The organism is Limnohabitans sp. TEGF002 (assembly GCF_055395845.1).
Map to the genome: position 1 here is coordinate 2,430,464 of NZ_AP029224.1, position 17,811 is coordinate 2,448,274.

The 17,811-nt window shown below is 56.1% G+C and carries 19 protein-coding genes; 15 read left to right on the forward strand and 4 right to left on the reverse strand.

The features are described 5' to 3' along the window. The first annotated feature begins 165 nt into the window (after positions 1–165). From ACZ5SR_RS12085 to ACZ5SR_RS12155, 15 genes are all read left to right on the forward strand, one after another. Positions 166–966 carry an ABC transporter permease gene (locus ACZ5SR_RS12085; protein WP_464448911.1) on the forward strand — a complete coding sequence of 267 codons (801 nt, stop codon included), beginning with the start codon at positions 166–168 and terminating at the stop codon, positions 964–966. Continuing rightward, complete coding sequence (locus tag ACZ5SR_RS12090; RefSeq protein WP_464448912.1) at positions 963–1,742, forward strand: ABC transporter permease; 780 nt, start codon at positions 963–965, stop codon at positions 1,740–1,742. Before ACZ5SR_RS12085 ends, ACZ5SR_RS12090 begins: the two co-directional genes overlap by 4 nt. Before the next feature lie 27 nt (positions 1,743–1,769). Continuing rightward, positions 1,770–2,567 (forward strand): ABC transporter ATP-binding protein, encoded by a 798-nt coding sequence (locus tag ACZ5SR_RS12095; protein WP_464448913.1) that lies wholly within the window; start codon positions 1,770–1,772, stop codon positions 2,565–2,567. 29 nt (positions 2,568–2,596) lie between these two features. Beyond that, the gene (locus ACZ5SR_RS12100) at positions 2,597–3,652 is read left to right on the forward strand and encodes an ABC transporter substrate-binding protein (protein WP_464448914.1); all 1,056 of its coding nucleotides are present in this window, start codon (positions 2,597–2,599) and stop codon (positions 3,650–3,652) included. A gap of 137 nt (positions 3,653–3,789) precedes the next feature. Next, positions 3,790–5,103, forward strand: a complete 1,314-nt coding sequence (gene hpsN / locus ACZ5SR_RS12105) for a sulfopropanediol 3-dehydrogenase (RefSeq protein ID WP_464448915.1) — start codon at positions 3,790–3,792, stop codon at positions 5,101–5,103. Positions 5,104–5,155: 52 nt separating this feature from the next. Next, positions 5,156–5,923: an SDR family NAD(P)-dependent oxidoreductase gene (locus tag ACZ5SR_RS12110; protein ID WP_464448916.1), complete on the forward strand. Its 768-nt coding sequence runs from the start codon at positions 5,156–5,158 to the stop codon at positions 5,921–5,923. 69 nt (positions 5,924–5,992) lie between these two features. Beyond that, positions 5,993–7,192 (forward strand): 3-phosphoserine/phosphohydroxythreonine transaminase, encoded by a 1,200-nt coding sequence (gene serC, locus ACZ5SR_RS12115; protein ID WP_464448917.1) that lies wholly within the window; start codon positions 5,993–5,995, stop codon positions 7,190–7,192. Positions 7,193–7,344: 152 nt separating this feature from the next. Then, positions 7,345–8,346 carry a galactitol-1-phosphate 5-dehydrogenase gene (locus ACZ5SR_RS12120; RefSeq protein WP_464448918.1) on the forward strand — a complete coding sequence of 334 codons (1,002 nt, stop codon included), beginning with the start codon at positions 7,345–7,347 and terminating at the stop codon, positions 8,344–8,346. Positions 8,347–8,641: 295 nt separating this feature from the next. After that, positions 8,642–8,923 carry a UxaA family hydrolase gene (locus ACZ5SR_RS12125; RefSeq protein ID WP_464448919.1) on the forward strand — a complete coding sequence of 94 codons (282 nt, stop codon included), beginning with the start codon at positions 8,642–8,644 and terminating at the stop codon, positions 8,921–8,923. Positions 8,924–8,965: 42 nt separating this feature from the next. Further along, a complete protein-coding gene (locus tag ACZ5SR_RS12130; protein ID WP_464448920.1) occupies positions 8,966–10,141 on the forward strand; it encodes a UxaA family hydrolase in 1,176 nt (391 codons plus the stop codon). A 140-nt stretch (positions 10,142–10,281) separates the two neighbouring features. Continuing rightward, positions 10,282–11,211, forward strand: coding sequence for a hydroxyacid dehydrogenase (locus ACZ5SR_RS12135; protein ID WP_464448921.1), 930 nt, complete (start codon positions 10,282–10,284; stop codon positions 11,209–11,211). 6 nt (positions 11,212–11,217) lie between these two features. After that, complete coding sequence (locus tag ACZ5SR_RS12140; RefSeq protein WP_464448922.1) at positions 11,218–12,213, forward strand: Ldh family oxidoreductase; 996 nt, start codon at positions 11,218–11,220, stop codon at positions 12,211–12,213. Between the two features lie 29 nt (positions 12,214–12,242). Then, positions 12,243–13,256, forward strand: coding sequence for a YeiH family protein (locus ACZ5SR_RS12145; RefSeq protein WP_464448923.1), 1,014 nt, complete (start codon positions 12,243–12,245; stop codon positions 13,254–13,256). A gap of 121 nt (positions 13,257–13,377) precedes the next feature. Beyond that, on the forward strand, positions 13,378–14,088 hold the full coding sequence (locus ACZ5SR_RS12150; protein ID WP_464448924.1) for a GntR family transcriptional regulator: 711 nt from the start codon (positions 13,378–13,380) through the stop codon (positions 14,086–14,088). After that, complete coding sequence (locus ACZ5SR_RS12155) at positions 14,085–14,873, forward strand: inositol monophosphatase family protein (RefSeq protein ID WP_464448925.1); 789 nt, start codon at positions 14,085–14,087, stop codon at positions 14,871–14,873. The genes ACZ5SR_RS12150 and ACZ5SR_RS12155 overlap by 4 nt, the downstream gene beginning before the upstream one ends. Before the next feature lie 78 nt (positions 14,874–14,951). Here ACZ5SR_RS12155 and ACZ5SR_RS12160 read toward each other — a convergent pair whose 3' ends face one another. From ACZ5SR_RS12160 to ACZ5SR_RS12175, 4 genes are all read right to left on the reverse strand, one after another. Further along, positions 14,952–15,908: an AEC family transporter gene (locus tag ACZ5SR_RS12160; RefSeq protein ID WP_464448926.1), complete on the reverse strand. Its 957-nt coding sequence runs from the start codon at positions 15,906–15,908 to the stop codon at positions 14,952–14,954. 40 nt (positions 15,909–15,948) lie between these two features. Continuing rightward, positions 15,949–16,188, reverse strand: a complete 240-nt coding sequence (locus ACZ5SR_RS12165; RefSeq protein WP_464448927.1) for a hypothetical protein — start codon at positions 16,186–16,188, stop codon at positions 15,949–15,951. 76 nt (positions 16,189–16,264) lie between these two features. Continuing rightward, a complete protein-coding gene (msrA, locus tag ACZ5SR_RS12170; protein ID WP_464448928.1) occupies positions 16,265–16,798 on the reverse strand; it encodes a peptide-methionine (S)-S-oxide reductase MsrA in 534 nt (177 codons plus the stop codon). A 28-nt stretch (positions 16,799–16,826) separates the two neighbouring features. Then, positions 16,827–17,717 (reverse strand): LysR family transcriptional regulator, encoded by an 891-nt coding sequence (locus ACZ5SR_RS12175; protein ID WP_464448929.1) that lies wholly within the window; start codon positions 17,715–17,717, stop codon positions 16,827–16,829. Positions 17,718–17,811 lie beyond the last annotated feature (94 nt).

The following is a 17,811-nucleotide window of genomic DNA, read 5'->3' on the forward strand; positions in this document are numbered from 1 at the left end:
AAGGCCGACAAAAATGTAAGCGCTTTCCAAATAAAAATTCAGTGTTTTCCCTTGGTTTTAAGCAAATTCGGGTTTTCGTGATTGACAACTGTTGGCAACAAAATCAAAGTCATTGCAAGCGCTTACATTTTGGAATGTTTTTCCACAGGATCGCTGAAAGGAAGCATGGTGGGATTGACCCAACGAAGAAATCACCGTCGCAGCGTTGTCGGGATCGCCACGATCTTGCTGCTGTTGATCATTTGGTACCTTGCCACCACGGTCAGTGGATTGATCAACCCTTCACGATTTCCGCGCCCGGATGAAGTGGTGAGTGCGTTCACATTCATTCAGACAGAAGGGTATGGCAACGGGAAACTGCACCAGCATGTGCTTCACAGCTTGAAACTCGTGGCCATGGGGTTTGCTGTGGCTGTTGGCGTCGGTGTCCCACTCGGCTTGCTGATGGGCTATTCACGCCGCGCCGAGGCACTGATCAACCCCGCATTCTTGTTGTTGCGCCCCATACCGCCTCTGGCGTGGATTCCCTTGGCCATTGTTTGGCTGGGTCTGGACGATGGCTCCAAGATCTTGGTTATTTTTGTTGCTGCTTTTGTGCCATCGGTCATCAACAGCTACACAGGTGTTCGCAACATTGAAACACCCGTGATGGAAGCCGCCAGCATGCTGGGCATCAAAGGATGGCGCATGGTGACCGAAGTTCTGGTCCCCGGTGCGATGCCCATGATTTTCACGGGTCTGAGACTTTCACTGCAAGCTAGTTGGACAACGCTTGTCGCTGCCGAGCTGATCGGTGCTTTGTATGGTCTTGGGAGCATTCTGAACCAGGCCGCTCAAGACATATTCCCAGCCATGATTTTGGTAGCCATGGCCTTTGTGGGCATCTGCGGCGCCTCCACAACTTGGGTGTTGGGTGTTCTGGAGAACCAAGCCATGCCTTGGCGCAAAGGAAGAGTGGCCACATGAAAAAAGCTCTGAGCCGCTCACATTTTTGGAGTTTGACCGTTACAGGCACGGTGGCGTTCTTTGCCTTTTGGTATCTGGCCAGGGTACTGCACTTTTCACCTCCTCAATTTTTGCCGATGCCGCATGAGGTCTTGTTCAAACTGATCGAGCTGATGGACAAACCATTTGCAGGCGCCACCTTGCCAGAACACATGGCCGCCAGTTTGAAACGATTTGGCATGGGCTTTGGATTGGCAGCACTGGTGGGTATTCCTTTGGGCTTGTCCATGGGATGGTTTCGATGGCTGGACGATGTGATCACCCCCATTTTTGATGGCGTGCGATTCATAGCACCCGTTGCTTGGGTGCCATTTGCCGCGCTCTGGTTTGGCACAGGCATCGGTGGCCCCACATTGATCATCTTTGCCGGCGCCTTCCCGCCCTGCTTGATCAACGCTTATCGCGGCGCACGCAATGTCGAAGTTCGATTCCTCGAAGCAGCGAGCATGCTGGGGGTCGGCAGTTTCAAAACCATCACAGAGGTCCTTTTCCCGGCTGCCGTGCCGTCCATCATTGCAGGCCTGCGAATTGGCGCAGGACTGGGCTGGCTCTCTCTCGTGGGCGCTGAATTGATCGTGGCAAGCAGCGGAATGGGCAATTTGATTGTCCGCGCACAAAGTGCTTTGGCCACGGACACCGTGATGGTGGGAATGATTGCCATCGGCGCCATTGGCGTGGTGATCGACATCCTGATTCGTCGCTTGGAAAAGTTCCTGCTCAAACACAGGAATGCTTGAGAAGTCTCTTTTACAGAAATAACTTAAATGGCCACTATCCAGTTCACCGATGTCAGCCGCGTTTTTGAGCGCGACGGCAAAGACTTTCTGATCCTTGACAAGATCAACCTCACGGTTCAAGACGAAGAATTCGTGGCCATCGTCGGCCCCTCGGGTTGCGGCAAAACAACTTGCATGCGCATGGCCGCTGGCCTCGAATTTCCAAGCACAGGCAGCGTGAAGGTCAACGATGTACAGGTGACTGGGCCTGGCCCAGACCGTGCGGTTGTTTTTCAGCAGTTCGCCCTGTTTCCTTGGAAAACGGTTCATGAAAATATCGACTTTGGTCTGCGCAGCAAAGGTCTTGCCAAAGAAGAAAGAGACAGTCTGATCACGCATTACATCGCGTTGATGAACCTGAAAGGTTACGAAAGCGCCTACCCGCATCAACTGTCTGGCGGGATGCAGCAACGTGTTGCCATTGCGCGGGCTTATGCACTCAACCCGCAAGTGCTGCTGATGGACGAGCCGTTTGGTGCTCTCGATGCTCAGACCCGCGTGGTCATGCAAGAGGAGCTGGTCAAGTTGGCTCGGAAAAATCCGCGCACCGTGCTCTTCATCACCCACGCGGTGGAAGAAGCGGTGTACCTGGCCGATCGCGTGGTGGTCATGACCAGCCGCCCAGGAAAAATCAAGGAAATTCTGGATGTGAAGTCCGTTCGCGAAGCCGAACAATGGGACCGCCACAGCAAGATTGAAGACGTGATGGACCTCGAAAGTTTTGTCCATTTGCGTACCCGAATCTGGAAGTCTTTGCGTGAAGAGCACGCGGGCACGGATCATTGAAGCAACCACCAACTGAAGGAGACATCGACATGAAAAAACTCGCAGCAGTCGCCATGGGTATCAGCCTTGTGCTGGGCTTGTCCAGCACAGCACACGCTCAAGCGCTGACCCCCATCAAGATCAGCTACCAACCCTCTCTTTACTGGGCCTTGCCTTTTCACATTGCCACTGAAAAAGGCTGGTGGAAAGATGTGGGTTTGGCGCCTGAGTTTTCGACCTTCCCAGCTGGCGTCCCTCAAATCGCTGCTTCAGCCGCAGGGTCTTGGGATGTAGGCGGCACTGGCTCGGTGCCCGCCGTGTTGGGACATGTTCGTTTCGGCATCAAAACCATCGGCGTCACGAACGACGAATCGGCTGCCAATGGTCTGGTGGGCAGCAGCAAAGCCGCCGCTGATTTCGCCAAAGACCCTGCCGGCGCTCTGCGTGGCAAGACCATCACCTTGACTCAAAACTCAACGGCTGACTTTGCTGTGCAGGCTTGCTTGAAAAAGTACGGCCTCAAAAAATCCGATGTGGTCATGAAAAACATGGGGCAAGCCGAAATCATTTCAGCACTGTCCTCCAACAACTCCGACTTGGCGGGCATGTGGGCGCCCAACACCTATACGGTGGAAGAAAAAGCTGGCGCCAAAATGCTTTGCAGTGGCAAGGACAGTGGTGCCATCGTGCCCGGTGCTTTGATCGCACGGGGTGACTATGCCAAGCAAAACCCACAGAACGTTGCCAAATTCCTCGCGGTCTACCTGCGCGCCTGGAGCTGGATGAGCGTGAACCGGCCCGAAGCCATCCGCATGATGAAAGACTTTTATGCCAAGGGTGGCGTCAGCATCAGCGATGCGGCCATGAACAAAGAGTTTGATACCCGCCCCACCTTCAACCTGGCGCAGCAACTGAAGAACATGGAACGCACAGGCGGCGCAGCCAATTCGAAGATGGATGGCTGGTTCACCGAACTGTCTGGCTTCATGCGTGAAACCGGTGCAGTTCAACAAGTCCCCGCCGTGGCTGACTTCGTGACCGACGAATACCTGAAATTGGTTCAGGCAGACGCCAAACTGCGTGACATGGCCAATTCAACCCGGTAATTGAACCCACTGGGACGCCATGCATCCCACATGGCGTCCCAGTTCATCTCGAACTTGAATTGCCTTGTGCTTCTGATGAAGCGCTGGGTCAACCCTTTGCCTTGATTTGAGCAAAACATCCGAACCAGGAGAACAACGTGGCCATCACGTATTTGAAAAAAGCGGACAAGACACCCGAAACCGAAACGGCCACGGCCCAGAAAGTCGTCAACACCATGCTGGCCGAGATCCAGCAAAATGGTGAAGCTGCAGTACGCAAGTACGCCAACGATTTGGACCAATGGAAAGGTGAAGTGATCATCACCCAGGCACAAATCGAAGCCAATGCGCGTGAGGTGCCACAACAGGTCAAGGCCGACATCGATTTCGCCATCAAACAGGTTTTTGATTTTGCACAAGCACAGCGGCGCTCCCTGTCTGAGTTTCAAGTCGAACTGCACCCAGGTGTCACCGCAGGCCAACGCGTGCTGCCGGTCAACGTTGCCGGGTGCTATGCACCGGCAGGACGATACGCTCACATAGCCAGCGCCTACATGGGCGTCGCAACGGCCAAGGCAGCGGGCGTCAAGACCATCATCGCCTGTTCGGGCCCCTTCCGGGGTGGACCGATGCACCCTTACTTGCTCTATGCCTTCAACAAGGCAGGCGCTGACATCATCATGACTTTGGGCGGCGTGCAAGCGATTGCAACGATGGCCTATGGTCTGTTCACCGGCAAGCCCGCCGATGTGATCGTGGGCCCGGGCAACAAGTTTGTCGCAGAAGCCAAACGCACCTTGTTTGGCAAAGTGGGCATCGACGTTTTTGCGGGCCCCTCCGAGATTGGCATCATTGCCGATGAAACAGCCGACCCGGCCATCGTTGCGAGCGACTTGGTAGGACAAGCGGAACATGGCCATGAGTCACCCGCATGGCTTTTCACAACCAGCCGCAGCTTGGCAGAAGAAGTCATGCGCCAGGTGCCCAAGTTGATTGATTTGCTCCCCCCCACCGCACGCGATGCCGCCGGATCGGCATGGCGTGACTATGGTGAAGTCATGCTGTGTGACACACGAGACGAGGTGGTGGAAATTTCCGATCGATATGCCAGTGAACACCTGGAAGTGCACGCCAAAGACTTGGATTGGTGGCTCAAGACACTGACTTGCTATGGTTCCTTGTTTTTGGGCGAAGAAACCACTGTGGCCTACGGCGACAAAGCCAGTGGACCCAACCATGTGCTGCCGACAAAAGGTGCGGCTCGGTATTCAGGCGGTTTGTCGGTTCACAAATTCTTGAAAACCTTCACATGGCAAAAAATGACACGCGAGGCTGCGCGCGATATTGGACTGGCCACAGCCCGTATTTCTAGGCTCGAAGGCATGGAAGCCCACGCCCGCACGGCCGATGACCGCTTGGCCAAGTATTTTCCAGGGCAAGATTTTGAGCTGGGAGAACAGGTGAAGGTATGAACCTGCAACAACTCTTCGAACAGGTCCCCCATTTACAGACAGGCTCTGCATCATGAACAGTCCGGCTGTTTCATTTGACCTTTCAGGTAAAACGGCTTTGGTCACAGGCGGCAGCTCCGGATTGGGCGAAGCCATGGCGCAAGCTCTGGGCATGGCCGGAGCCAAGCTCATCTTGATGGCCCGCAGGCAGGACTTGCTCCAACAGTCGGCTGACAAGCTGACAGCGATGGGCATCGCAGTCCAAACACTGGTCTGCGATTTGGCTTCTCCAGAAGCGGCCCAAGAAGGTGCCCAGCAAGCCTTGAACTTGGGCCCTGTTGACATTCTGATCAATGCGGCTGGCGTCAATTTGCGTGAACCATTTGCGGATATTTCTGTCAACAGCTGGATGGCTCAAATCAACATCCACTTGAGCGCCCCTTTCTTTCTCACCCAGGCACTGGCTCCGTCCATGAAGGAACGCGGCTGGGGGCGAATCATCAACATCGCCAGCTTGCAAAGCCACCGGGCCTTTGCCAACAGCGCGCCCTATGGCGCTGGCAAAGGCGGCATCGTTCAGCTGACCCGAGCCATGGCACTCGAATGGGGACCGCATGGCATCACCTGCAACGCCATCGGTCCTGGATTTTTCCCTACGGCGTTGACCGCACCTGTCTTTGGTAACCCGGAGTTGGTCGCGCGGCATGCCGCACAAACCTGTTTGGGTCGAAATGGCGAGCTTTCAGACATGCATGGCTTGGCTGTTTTCCTGGCCAGCGATGCGTCCAGCTACATCACGGGCCAAACCATCATGATTGACGGTGGCTATACCGCCAAATAGCCCCCTCAAACACATGGACGCATCCTGTCACCACACAAGCGTGTCAATGCCTTCTTTGGAAAACATCAAATGACCCGCTTTGACCCAACCCCATTGAAGCCAGCCGACACGCATCCGGCCATGCTCGGTTCATTGCTTCCCCCCCGTGGTGTGACACCGTTGAATTTCAGCCCGGGGCCCACATCACTTGCGGCTGAAGTACAGACAAGCATCAAAGCCTTGTTCGACGCGGAACGGATGTGCTCGATGTACCTCTCGCATCGGTCGCCTGAGTTTTTAGACATCCTTGCCACTGCGGTGCAACGCTGCCGCCTGGCGATGGACATTCCTGAACAGTATGAAATTCTTTTCATGCATGGGGGTGGGCACGGACAATTTGCGGCGGTTCCGCTCAATCTTTGTTCCAATGGCGATGAAAAAGCGACCTACCTGGTCAACGGCACCTGGTCCAAACGCGCCTTGACCGACGCCTCCAAATACTGCCGTCCCATCGTTATTTCCTCCGAGAGCAAGGATGGCACGTTTACCCACAACCCATCCTTTGAGAATTTGGATCCCGAATCCAAGTACGTCTACCTTTGCTCGAATGAAACGGTGAACGGGATTGAGCTGCATCAGTTGCCCAAGCTCGGGATCCAAGCACCTTTGGTGGTTGACGCCTCATCAGACTTTTCCACCAAGCCCATTGACTGGGTGGGATGCAATGTGGGCGTTCTGTATGCCTGCGCATCCAAAAACATCGGTCACCCTGGCCTCACGCTGTGTGTCATTCGACGGGACTTGCTGGGCAAGCCCAATCCACTTTGCCCAGGTGTCTTGTGCTACACCACCAATGCCCGTGAAGGCAATTTATGGAACACCACCGCCACCTTCAACGTCGAGGTGGTCAGTATTTATATGCAATGGATGATCGCGCAGGGTGGCGTGCATGAAATGGAACGCCGAGCGATTGCAAAGTCGTCCATGTTGTACGACTTGATCGACAAGTCAGAGGGCTTTTACGCCACCCCTATCGCGGATCGCGCCATCCGCAGCCGCATGAACATTCCCTTTGATGTTGCCGGTGGCGACGAAGAAACCACACGGGACTTCTTGGTCCAAGGCTGGGAGCGGGGCATCGTCGGCTTAAGAACGCTCACCCCATTTGGGGTTGGGAAGTATTTGAGGGCCAGTTTGTACAACGGCGTCAGCTTGCAACAAGTGGAGGCATTGCGCGCCTTCATGGCAGATTTTTTGAAGACCTGTCGCACCCAAAATTCGGCCGCGTAATGTCAACCACCCTTGAGCTTGGACGCCGCGCGCGCAGCCATGAGCACCTTGTCATGGCACCGCTCTTTGTCAACACCCGCAGACACATCGAACAAAGGGTCGACTGCCTGCGCCAAACCATTCACACCACGCCCTAACTCGGAACACATCCCATGAAAGCACTCGTTTACACCAACCCACTCGAAGTCCAAATTCAGGACCGCCCTGAACCTGAATTGGCCCCGGGCGAGGTCGTTTTGCGCATTGATGCCGTAGGCATTTGCGGCTCTGACATGCACGCTTACCACGGGCACGACCCACGCCGTAAACCGGGTCTGGTTTTGGGACACGAATTTTGCGGCACCATTGTCAAAAGCGATGCACCCGGCTTCGCGCTCGGACAGCGCGTGACGGGCAATCCGCTCATCACCTGTGGTGTTTGTGACTACTGCGTGCAAGGCCGCAACAATCTGTGCAGTCGCCGCACCATGGTGGGCATGACTCGTCCGGGTGCGTTTGCCGAATTCATGGCCATTCCGGCAGCTTCGCTGATTGAGATGCCCCAGGACATGCCAGCCATTCAGGCGGCCCTGACCGAACCTGCCGCCACAGCGCTGCATGCCATCAACATGAGCCTCAAGGCCATGGCCCGTCCTTTGCCAGAAAATCGCACGCTGATCATTGGCGGTGGTGCGATTGGCATGTTGGCCGCCTTGTTGCTCAAAACCTATGGTGCACGCGGCACCGTTTTGGCCGAAGTCAATCCATTGCGACGTCAATCGGCGGAAAAGCACGCGGGGGTCACCACCTACGATCCACGCACAACTGCCCCCGAAGAAAATGGTTTTGACTATGTCATCGATGCAGTAGGCAGCAAGCTCACCCGGGTCGCGGCCCTCAATGCTGTCAAGCCAGGCGGCGTGATCATGCACATCGGTCTGCAAGACTGGGCCAGCGAGATCGACATGCGCAAGCTCACCTTGGCCGAAATCACTTTGATGGGCACGTACACCTACACCACAGCAGATTTGCGCGCCACCGTGAAGTTGTTGCATGAGGGTGCATTTGGCGACTTGTCATGGGTCGCAAGTGTGCCAATGGCCGATGGTGCGCAAGCTTTTGCGGACCTCGACAGTGGCCAGATTGCATCCAGCAAACTGGTTTTGTTGCCCTGACAGGGGCCCTGACAGGGTTCAAAGCAGCGGCATTGCGAGTCTCTTTGGACCAGGATTTTCAGGCCTGACAGCGCCAAGGTCACCCCGCCCCCAGCAGGCAAGCGCCCATATAAGCAGGCCGAGACCTGCAAGTTGGTCTGAACATCCAGCAATTTCAAGACTTCATGGGGTAAACACCAACCCATAAATTCATATAGATGATTTACATTAATTTTCAAGAACACACATCGAGCCTGCGTTCCACAATTCAGGCACCAACTGTTCCAACCCGCTCAATCCACTCAAGGAGAATTTTGTGATCCATTGCGTACTGCACGAAGAAAAAGACAGCGTCGCTGTTGTCGTTGTTGAAGGCATCGAAGCCGGTCAAAACATGAACGCCCTGATCCTGGACGACAACCGCACGATCACGATCAAGGCCAATGCGGCCATCCCCATTGGACACAAAGTGGCCGTGAAGGCGATGGCCATCGGTGACACGGTTATCAAGTACGGCACAGACATTGGCAAGGTGGTTGCAGCCATTGCCATTGGCGACCACGCCCATGTCCACAACATCAAAACCAAGCGCTGGTAATTCAGCACCGATTGCCCTTTTATCTTCCTCAAGGTTTATCTCATGACCATCATTGACAAAAACACCACTTTCTGGGGCTACCGCCGTGAAAACGGCCGTGTCGGCGTTCGCAACCACGTCATCATCCTGCCCTTGGACGACCTGTCCAACGCCGCAGCAGAGGCTGTGGCCCACGCCGTCAAGGGCACCATGGCCATTCCGCACCCCTATGGCCGTTTGCAATTTGGCGCTGACCTCGAACTGCACTTTCGCACCTTGATTGGTGCAGGCTCCAACCCCAACGTCGCTGCGGTGGTGGTGATTGGTATCGAAGACGGCTGGACCAAAACCGTGGTCGACGGCATTGCAGCCACAGGCAAGCCCGTGGTGGGTTTCGGCATCGAAGGACATGGCGACCATGACACCATCATGCGCGCCTCCAAGGCGGCCAAAAAGATGGTGCAACACGCCACCAGCCTGCACCGCGTGGAGTGCCCCATCTCCGACTTGTGGATCTCGACCAAGTGCGGTGAGTCTGACACCACCTCTGGCTGCGGTGCGAACCCCACTGTGGGCAATGCCTTTGACAAACTCTACGGCTTGGGCACGACGCTGGTGTTTGGCGAAACCTCTGAATTGACGGGTGGCGAGCATCTGGTGGCCGCTCGTTGCCGCACAGAGCAAGTGCGCACAGACTTCATGAAAATGTTCAACGACTACCAGGACATGATCAAGCGTCATGCCACAACCGACCTGTCGGACTCCCAACCCACCAAGGGCAACATTGCTGGCGGCTTGACCACGATTGAGGAAAAAGCCCTGGGCAACATCCAAAAAATCGGCAAGGAGTGCATGGTGGACGGCGTGTTGGGCAAGGCCGAAACGCCCACAGGCTCCGGCTTGTGGTTCATGGACTCCTCTTCTGCCGCTGCAGAAATGGTGACTCTGTGCGCGGCCTCGGGTTTTGCGGTGCACTTCTTCCCCACAGGCCAAGGCAACGTGATCGGCAATGCCATCGTCCCGGTGATCAAGATTTGCGCCAACCCTCGCACCGTGCGCCTGATGAGCGAACACATTGATGTGGACTGCTCGGGCTTGCTGCAACAAGAGCAAACCATGGATGCTGCAGGTGATTTGTTGCTGGACATGATGATGCAAACCATCAACGGCCGATTCACCTCAGCAGAAGCACTGGGCCATCGCGAATTTGTGATGACCCGTTTGTTCGAAAGCGCTTGATGGCCATGAGGGCTGGGGAACTTTCCCCGGCCCTGCCCTCTTCACACCAACGAATGGAACAAGTGATCCAGAGGTTGGTTTTCACTTGGGTGTGAAGTCTTCAATATGCGCCATATTCAAGCCGTCCAAGTCACACCAGCATGAAAAAAATCGTCATCACGGAGTTCATGGACGAATCGGCTGTGGCGTCTTTGCGTGCAAGCTTCAATGTTGTTTACGATCCGAAACTGGTCGATGACAAAAGCCGCCTGATCGCTGAAGTGTCCAATGCCGATGGCCTGATCGTGCGCAACCGAACCCAAGTCAAAGACGAATTATTGGCGGCTTGCGCACAAGTCATGGTGGTTGGCCGATTGGGCGTGGGGCTTGACAACATCGATGTGGCGGCGTGTGATGCGCGAGGCATCAAAGTGATACCCGCTACCGGCGCCAATGCACTGGCAGTTGCCGAATACGTCATCGGAACGGCCATGGTTTTGCTTCGGGGCGTCTATCTGTCCAGCGAGCAGGTGGCCAGCGGCTTATGGCCACGAGCGTCCCTCTCAAATGGACGGGAAATCTCCGGCACCTGCTTGGGGCTGCTTGGTTTTGGCGGCATTGGTCAATTGACCGCCAAATTGGCCCAAGGCCTCGGCATGCGCGTTGTGGCGCACGACCCGATGCTCCCGATGGACCATCCGGTTTGGACTCAATCGGGTGTTCAATCAGCCTCCTTAGACCAGCTCATTGCTCAAGCGGATGTGATCAGCCTTCATGTACCGCTCACGCCCTCTACCAGCAACATGCTGTCGGCAGAGCGCATTGCTCAGATGAAGCCCGGTGCCATTGTCATCAACACCTCGCGTGGCGGCATAGTGGACGAAGCGGCAGTGGCCGATGCCTTGCACCAAGGGCACCTTGGCGGTGCAGCGTTCGACGTGTTTGAACCGGAGCCCCTTCTTTCCGGCACAGCCTGGCAAGGCTGTCCGAATGTCATTCTCACGCCGCACATTGCCGGTGTCACCGCCGAATCCAATGTGCGCGTCTCCTCCATGATTGCGTCCTCTGTGGCGCACGCCCTGAAAGCCTGATATCCCATGTTGCACCCTTACGAAGAAATCACCACCCTGGTGCAAGCAGCACTGACCCATGCCGGTGCATCACCAAACCAAGCCCATTCCACGGCTTTGGCACTGGTCACAGCCGAAGCCAGCGGCCTGCCCTCGCATGGCCTGTCTCGTGTCAGCATGTATGTCAGCCACCTCAAGGCTGGGCGTGTGATAGGTGATGCTGTACCCGTGGTTAAAAACCAGCGTTCCAGCGCCGTGCTGATCGATGCGGGAAATGGCTTTGCTTTTCCAGCCTGCCGCATGGCCATTGAGGAAGCCATTTCCAGGGCTCGGCAGCATGGCATCGCGATCGCCACTGTGACCAACAGCCACCACTTCGGCATGGCGGCTTACCACTTGGATCCTGTGGCCGCCGCTGGCATGGTCGGTATTGCCTGTGGCAATTCACCCGCAGCCATGCCGCCAGCCGGAGGCAAACGGGCCATTTTTGGTACCAACCCCATTGCGGCGATTTTTCCCCGAACCGGCCATCCGCCTGTCAGTGTCGACTTGTCCTTGTCAGAGGTTGCTCGAGGCAAACTGATGGTGGCTGCCGACAAAGGCGAATCGATCCCACTGGGCTGGGCCCTTGACTCGGATGGAAACCCCACAACTGACCCCAAGAAAGGGTTAGAGGGCTCCATGCTCGCAATTGGTGGCACCAAAGGTGCCATGCTGGCGATGGTGGTGGAGCTGCTCGTCACCACCTTAACAGGGGCTCACTTTGGTGCCGAAGCCGATACGTTTTTCAAGCCAGAAGGCAATCAGCCTCAGCTGGGCCAAGCCTTCATTGTGATCGACCCCAAGGCACTGGGTGGTGATGCTGTTTACAGCGAGCGGATAGAGGCCCTCGTGACGGCCATGTTGGCGGATGAGGGCGTGCGCCTTCCGGGCCAACGACGCCTTCAATTGCTCGATGCGGCCAAGCAATCAGGCCTGAAGGTGCCTCAGTCACTGCTGGACACGATCCGATCGTTATGCTGATGGGGCATTCAGCTCAAACCGTTGTCGCCATGGTCGGCAAACTCAGAACACACACGCCAGGCGTTTTGATCTGTACGGTCATTGCCTTGTCTGCGACCTTTTTGTCTGAGCACTATGGCGGGCCACAACTGCTGTATGCCCTGCTGATCGGGTTGTCTCTTCACTTTTTGTCTCAACAAGCGGGCAATTTTGTAGGCATCAATTTTTGCGCTCGCACCGTGTTGAGATTTGGCGTTGCTTTGCTTGGCATCCGCATTACCCTGGACCAAGTGACGCACTTGGGTGCCAGTGTGGGTTTGGTCTTGGTGCTCGCAGTTGGTATCACCATCGCATCGGGTCTTTTGTTGGCGCGGGTCTTTCGCCGTCCCGCCTCGGAGGGCTTGCTGTCAGGCGGTGCTGTAGGCATTTGCGGCGCCTCTGCGGCCTTGGCCATCTCGTCCGTGTTGCCCCCTACACGAGAAAATGAGCGCTTTACCCTGATGGCCGTGGTCGGCGTGACCGTGCTCTCCACGCTGGCCATGGTGGCGTACCCTTTGTTTCTCGATTGGTTATCGGTCTCACCTGTTCAGTCCGGCATCTTTCTCGGCGGCACCATCCACGATGTGGCCCAAGTGGTCGCTGCAGGCATGATGATGGGGCAAGAGTCAGGGGATGCCGCCACCGTGGTCAAGTTGTTCCGCGTTGTGTTGCTGCTGCCTGTGGTGATGCTGATCGCTTTTGGCTACCGAAAATGGGGCTCTGTCCAAGAAGCTGGTGATATTTCGCAAACGAAGCCCCCTTTGGTCCCGGGCTTTTTGATGGGCTTCATGGCGCTGGTCATACTGGCCAGTACAGGCTGGGTACCCACGGAGGTCACGGCGATGGCCAACAGTGTTTCTCGTTGGTGCTTGGTCATCGCCATTGCTGCCGCTGGCGTCAAAACCAGTCTCGGTGAACTCGCCAAGTTGGGCTGGCAACCTGTCTTGATGCTGGTGGCAGAGACCCTGGTGATTGCGTGTTTCGTGCTCAGTGCCCTTCTTTTCATGAATCTTGGGCAAAATTGAACCCTTGAAAGTTACGTGGACAATTTATAGAAGCTGCAGGCCATCCATCCAAGCAGCCCTGCGATAGGTCTGATCCGTCAGGCTCCGGTTTGGATGTTTGTTCTTTTGGAAGATCTTTCGAATGCTTTATCGCCAAGTCAAACGGCAACTGATCAACGACATCCAATCCGGTTTTGCGGCGCCGGGGGCCGCGCTGCCCAATGAAAAAGATTTGGCCCTGCGCTTTCAGGTTTCGGTAGGGACGGTTCGTCGCGCTGTAGACGAATTGGTGGCTGAACACGTGCTTTTGCGTCAGCAAGGAAGAGGCACCTTTGTCGGCAAGCTCGATCGCGAGCGCTTCATGTTCCAGTTTTTCAAAATCGTGCCCCGAGACAGGCCGAGTGAATTTCCCGAAGTCCGACTGCACAAGTTCTCCAAGTCCAGAGCCACGCAAGTAGAAGCCCAAGCACTGGGACTGCATGGCAATCAATGGGTGTTCCGCATTGAAAATGTCCTTCACTTGCAAGGTCAGCCGGTGATCCACGATCGAATTGCCATCGCTGCAGCGATGTTCCCGGGATTGAATCAAGCCACTTTCACAGCTCGGACCACGACGATTTACGGGCACTATCAGGCGGCGTTCGGGGTGACCATTGTTGAGGCAGATGAACGGGTTCGCGCAGAGTTGGTCTTGCCCGACAGCGCCCAATTGCTGAACTTGGACTTGGCCACACCCGTGTTGCGCATTGACCGTGTCGCACACACTTTTGATCGCAAACCCGCCGAATTTCGAACTTCCTTTGTGGACACCCGAAACTTTGATTACGTCTCGCGCATGCGAGAGATGGCATGACCGACCTCGCCACACACGCCAGGGTTTTCGCCCAAACCTTGGCACTGGAAGCCGCCCACATGATCCAGCAAGCGACTGGCCAGCCACATGACGTCGAGTTCAAGTCGGCTGGTGACTGGTGCAGCGCCTTGGACCGCAGCATCGAAGAACACCTGAAGGCACGCATTGCCCAAGCGTATCCAGAACATGGGTTCCTGGGTGAAGAAAGTGCCAAGGCACAGGTCAGCGATGGATTGCTCTGGGTGATCGATCCCATCGATGGCAGCATGAATTTCTTGCGCGGCTATCCCCAGTACAGCGTGTCCATTGCACTTTTGTCAGATGGTGAGCCGATTGCCGCGTGCATTGTGGATCCCTGCCGTCAAGAGGTCTTCAGCGCAGCCCTTCATCATGGTGCCACCCTGAACGGCAAGCCTTTGAAAGTGGCAGGTACAGACCATTTGCAACGGGCCGTTGCGGCCACGGTGTTTCCCAAACCCCGTGCTGCATCTTTGCCCGAGTACTTGATCCAGTTTGACAGGGCCATTTCCACCGTGGCCGGAGTCCGACGCTCGGGCAGCATGGCGCTTGAACTGGCTTATCTGGCGGCTGGCAGAGTCGATGTGTTTTGGTCACATGACATGGGCAGCTGGGATGCCGCAGCGGGTGTGCTCTTGATCAGAGAGGCTGGAGGAGATGTCTTCACCTTGGATGAATTGATCTGGCATGAGTCCCGTCGCATTGCCGCTGCGACACCACAACTGGCAAGCAAGTGGCTTCAATTGCTTCTGTCAGAAGGCTCTTAAGCCAGACTTCTGCAAACGAATGCAGACTCACTGTGGGTCATGTGCGGTGATACCAAGCCATGGACCGCATCGGAATTTTCAGGGCGAAACGCTCGGCAGCCAGGCCAAGGCCAAGCTGATGCCAACGGCGGCCATCAGCGTTGACACCGCCACAGCGGCGGTGACCGTGTCTTCTTCTTTTTGATAGCGCTGCGAAAACAAAAAACCATTGGCCCCCATGGGCAAAGCAGCCACGACCACCATCACCGACAAGGGCAAACCGCGCAAGCCGAAAGACCATGACACAACCAGCATCAGCAGCGGGTGCAAGACTGTTTTGACCAGCGATAAACGAACCGCTTTGACAAGGTTGAGTCCGATGTTGGTCTGCGACAAGGTGATGCCCACCAACAACAAAGCAATGGGCACAAAAGCGTTACCGAGCAATTGCAAGGGCTTATCGACCACGGGATGAAGCCCCCACCCAGTTTGGGCATACAACAAGCCCACCAAAATCGGCAATGGCACAGGATGCAGCACGGCGCTGCGGATCGCCTGAAAGGCGGTTCGCCATAAGTGTCTGGAATCACCAGAAGCCATCTGTTGCTCTCGAGCCATCTGCAATTCCAGTATCAAAGTGGCCAAGGTCAACAAGACCAAGGCGTGCACAGAGACCAAAGTCAGCAGCAAAACCTGGCCTGCCTGACCGTAAGCCAGACCGACCAAGGGCACACCAATCATCAAGGTGTTGCTGAAAATACCGGCCAAGGCCAAAACAGTCGCCCTAGCGTTTCGTCCATAGACAAAAATCAGGATGAAAAACAAAAGCACGGTCACAGCCAAATACTGCACCACGGGTTCAAAATCGAGTTGCTCCAGATGAACCTTGCTCATGGTGCGAAAAAGCATCGCTTGTGTCAGCACCATGAACACGAGGTTCGACAAATCGCGCACCGATTCACCTTGCACCAGTTTGGTCTTGCCCGCGACAAAACCCATCAAGATGAGCAGCGCCACGGGCAAAAGAGATGACAAGACGGGATGATCAAGGTTCATGCTTGGAATACTCGGTCTGGCAACGCCATTCAGCTGCAGATCAATGCGCGTGCTTCATACCGCAGTATTTACCCAACGCGAGTCCCTTGCAGGCAATTTGCAACTCTTTGGTGCACTGGTCTGGCTTTTTACCGGACTCCAGGCATTTGGCAGCCGCCTCATGGGCCTCGGCCATAGCGCGGTGTCGTGCAATGTCTTCTTGGACTTCTTTGTTGCTGTGTTGGGCCAAGGCCATTGCGGACAAGCTCATGGCGGCGAGCAAAAAGGCAATTTTGTACATGGATTTTTTAGAGGTGACTGGCTTTGTGCTGACCAGCTTCAGATTGGGCATTGCCCGATAGCGGCAAGCAACATTGTCACTCACGCACCAGGCGCGCAAACGTCTTTTTGAATTTGCTCACCTTGGGCGCGGCCACCGCCATGCAATAGCCTTGGTAGGGATTACGCTCAAAGAAATCCTGGTGGTAGTCCTCAGCTGCACTGTAATTGGCGAGAGCCAGCACCTCGGTCACGATGGGTTGACCAAAGGCGTTGCCAGCCGTCAGCTCGGCAATCAGGGCGCAGGCCTCTTCGGCCTGTTCGGGCGTGGTGAAGTAAATGCCACTGCGGTATTGCGTGCCCACGTCGTTGCCCTGACGGTTCAAGGTCGTGGGGTCGTGGATCACAAACAAGATTTCCAACAACTCGCGGGTGCTCACCTGCGTCAGGTCGTATTCGAGCTTGACCACCTCGTTGTGGCCCGTGCGGCCAGTGCAGACTTCGTCGTAAGTGGGGTTCACGGTCTGGCCGTTGCAGTAGCCCGACTCCACATCGGTCACACCGCGCACCTTGACGTACACCGCCTCGGTGCACCAAAAGCAGCCGCCGCCCAAAACCAGAGTTTGTGTCATGTGGGTTCCTTGTTGAAGAGGGATTGGATTATCCGTGGGGTAGCAGCCCGCCCTGCACTGCCTGCACAAAGTCCCCCAGCGCCGTCTGGTCTCGGTCGCTGCGCCACAAGCATCGGGTGTCATAACGTGCATCGACCTCGCGCAGCGGCACGAACACCGCGCCCGCCAGCGCCGACTGCTGCAGGGCCTGCGGCACCAGCGCCACACCCAAGCCTTGCGAGACCAAAGACACCACGCTCAGCCAATGGCGCAACTCGTGCACCACCTGCGGCATCCAACCGGCCTGTTCACACAGCATCACGATGCGCTCGTGGTAATCGGGCGACACCGTTCGGGACACCACAACCAAGTCTTGCCCGACCAGTTCACCCAGCCCCACGCTGGTCGCCCCCGCCAAAGGGTGGCTGGCAGGCAAACACGCCACCAAGGGTTGGCTGGCCACCAAAATTTGCTCGAAGCCCAGCGGCACCCGGGGCGTGTGCACAAAGCCCACATCCAGGCGGTCGCGCAACAAATCAGAAAGCTGCTCGGACGAGCTCAGCTCGCGCAGCACCAGACGCAAACGCGGGTGGCTGCTTTGAAAGCGGCTCAAGATTTGCGGCAGGCCGCAATACAACATGGTCCCGGCAAAACCGATGTGCAGCTGGCCCGACTGGCCCTCTGCCACATCGCGCGCCTCACGTGCAGCGGCGCTCGCCTGCGCCAGCAAGGCCCGGGCCGCCGGCACAAACGCCGACCCCGCCGCCGTGAGCTGCACGCCCCGGCTGTTGCGGGCGAACAGCTGGGCCCCGACCGAAGCCTCAAGCTGCTGAATGTTCAGGCTGAGCGGTGGCTGCGAGATGGACAGGCGCTGGGCCGCACGGCCAAAGTGCAGCTCTTCGGCAAGCATAAGGAAATAGCGCAGGTGACGAAATTCCATAAATTAAAATAATGTATTGATGGATAGGCAATCAATATTAGACAACTATTCATCTCACCCTGACAATCGGCATCAAGATTTTTTCACGGAGACA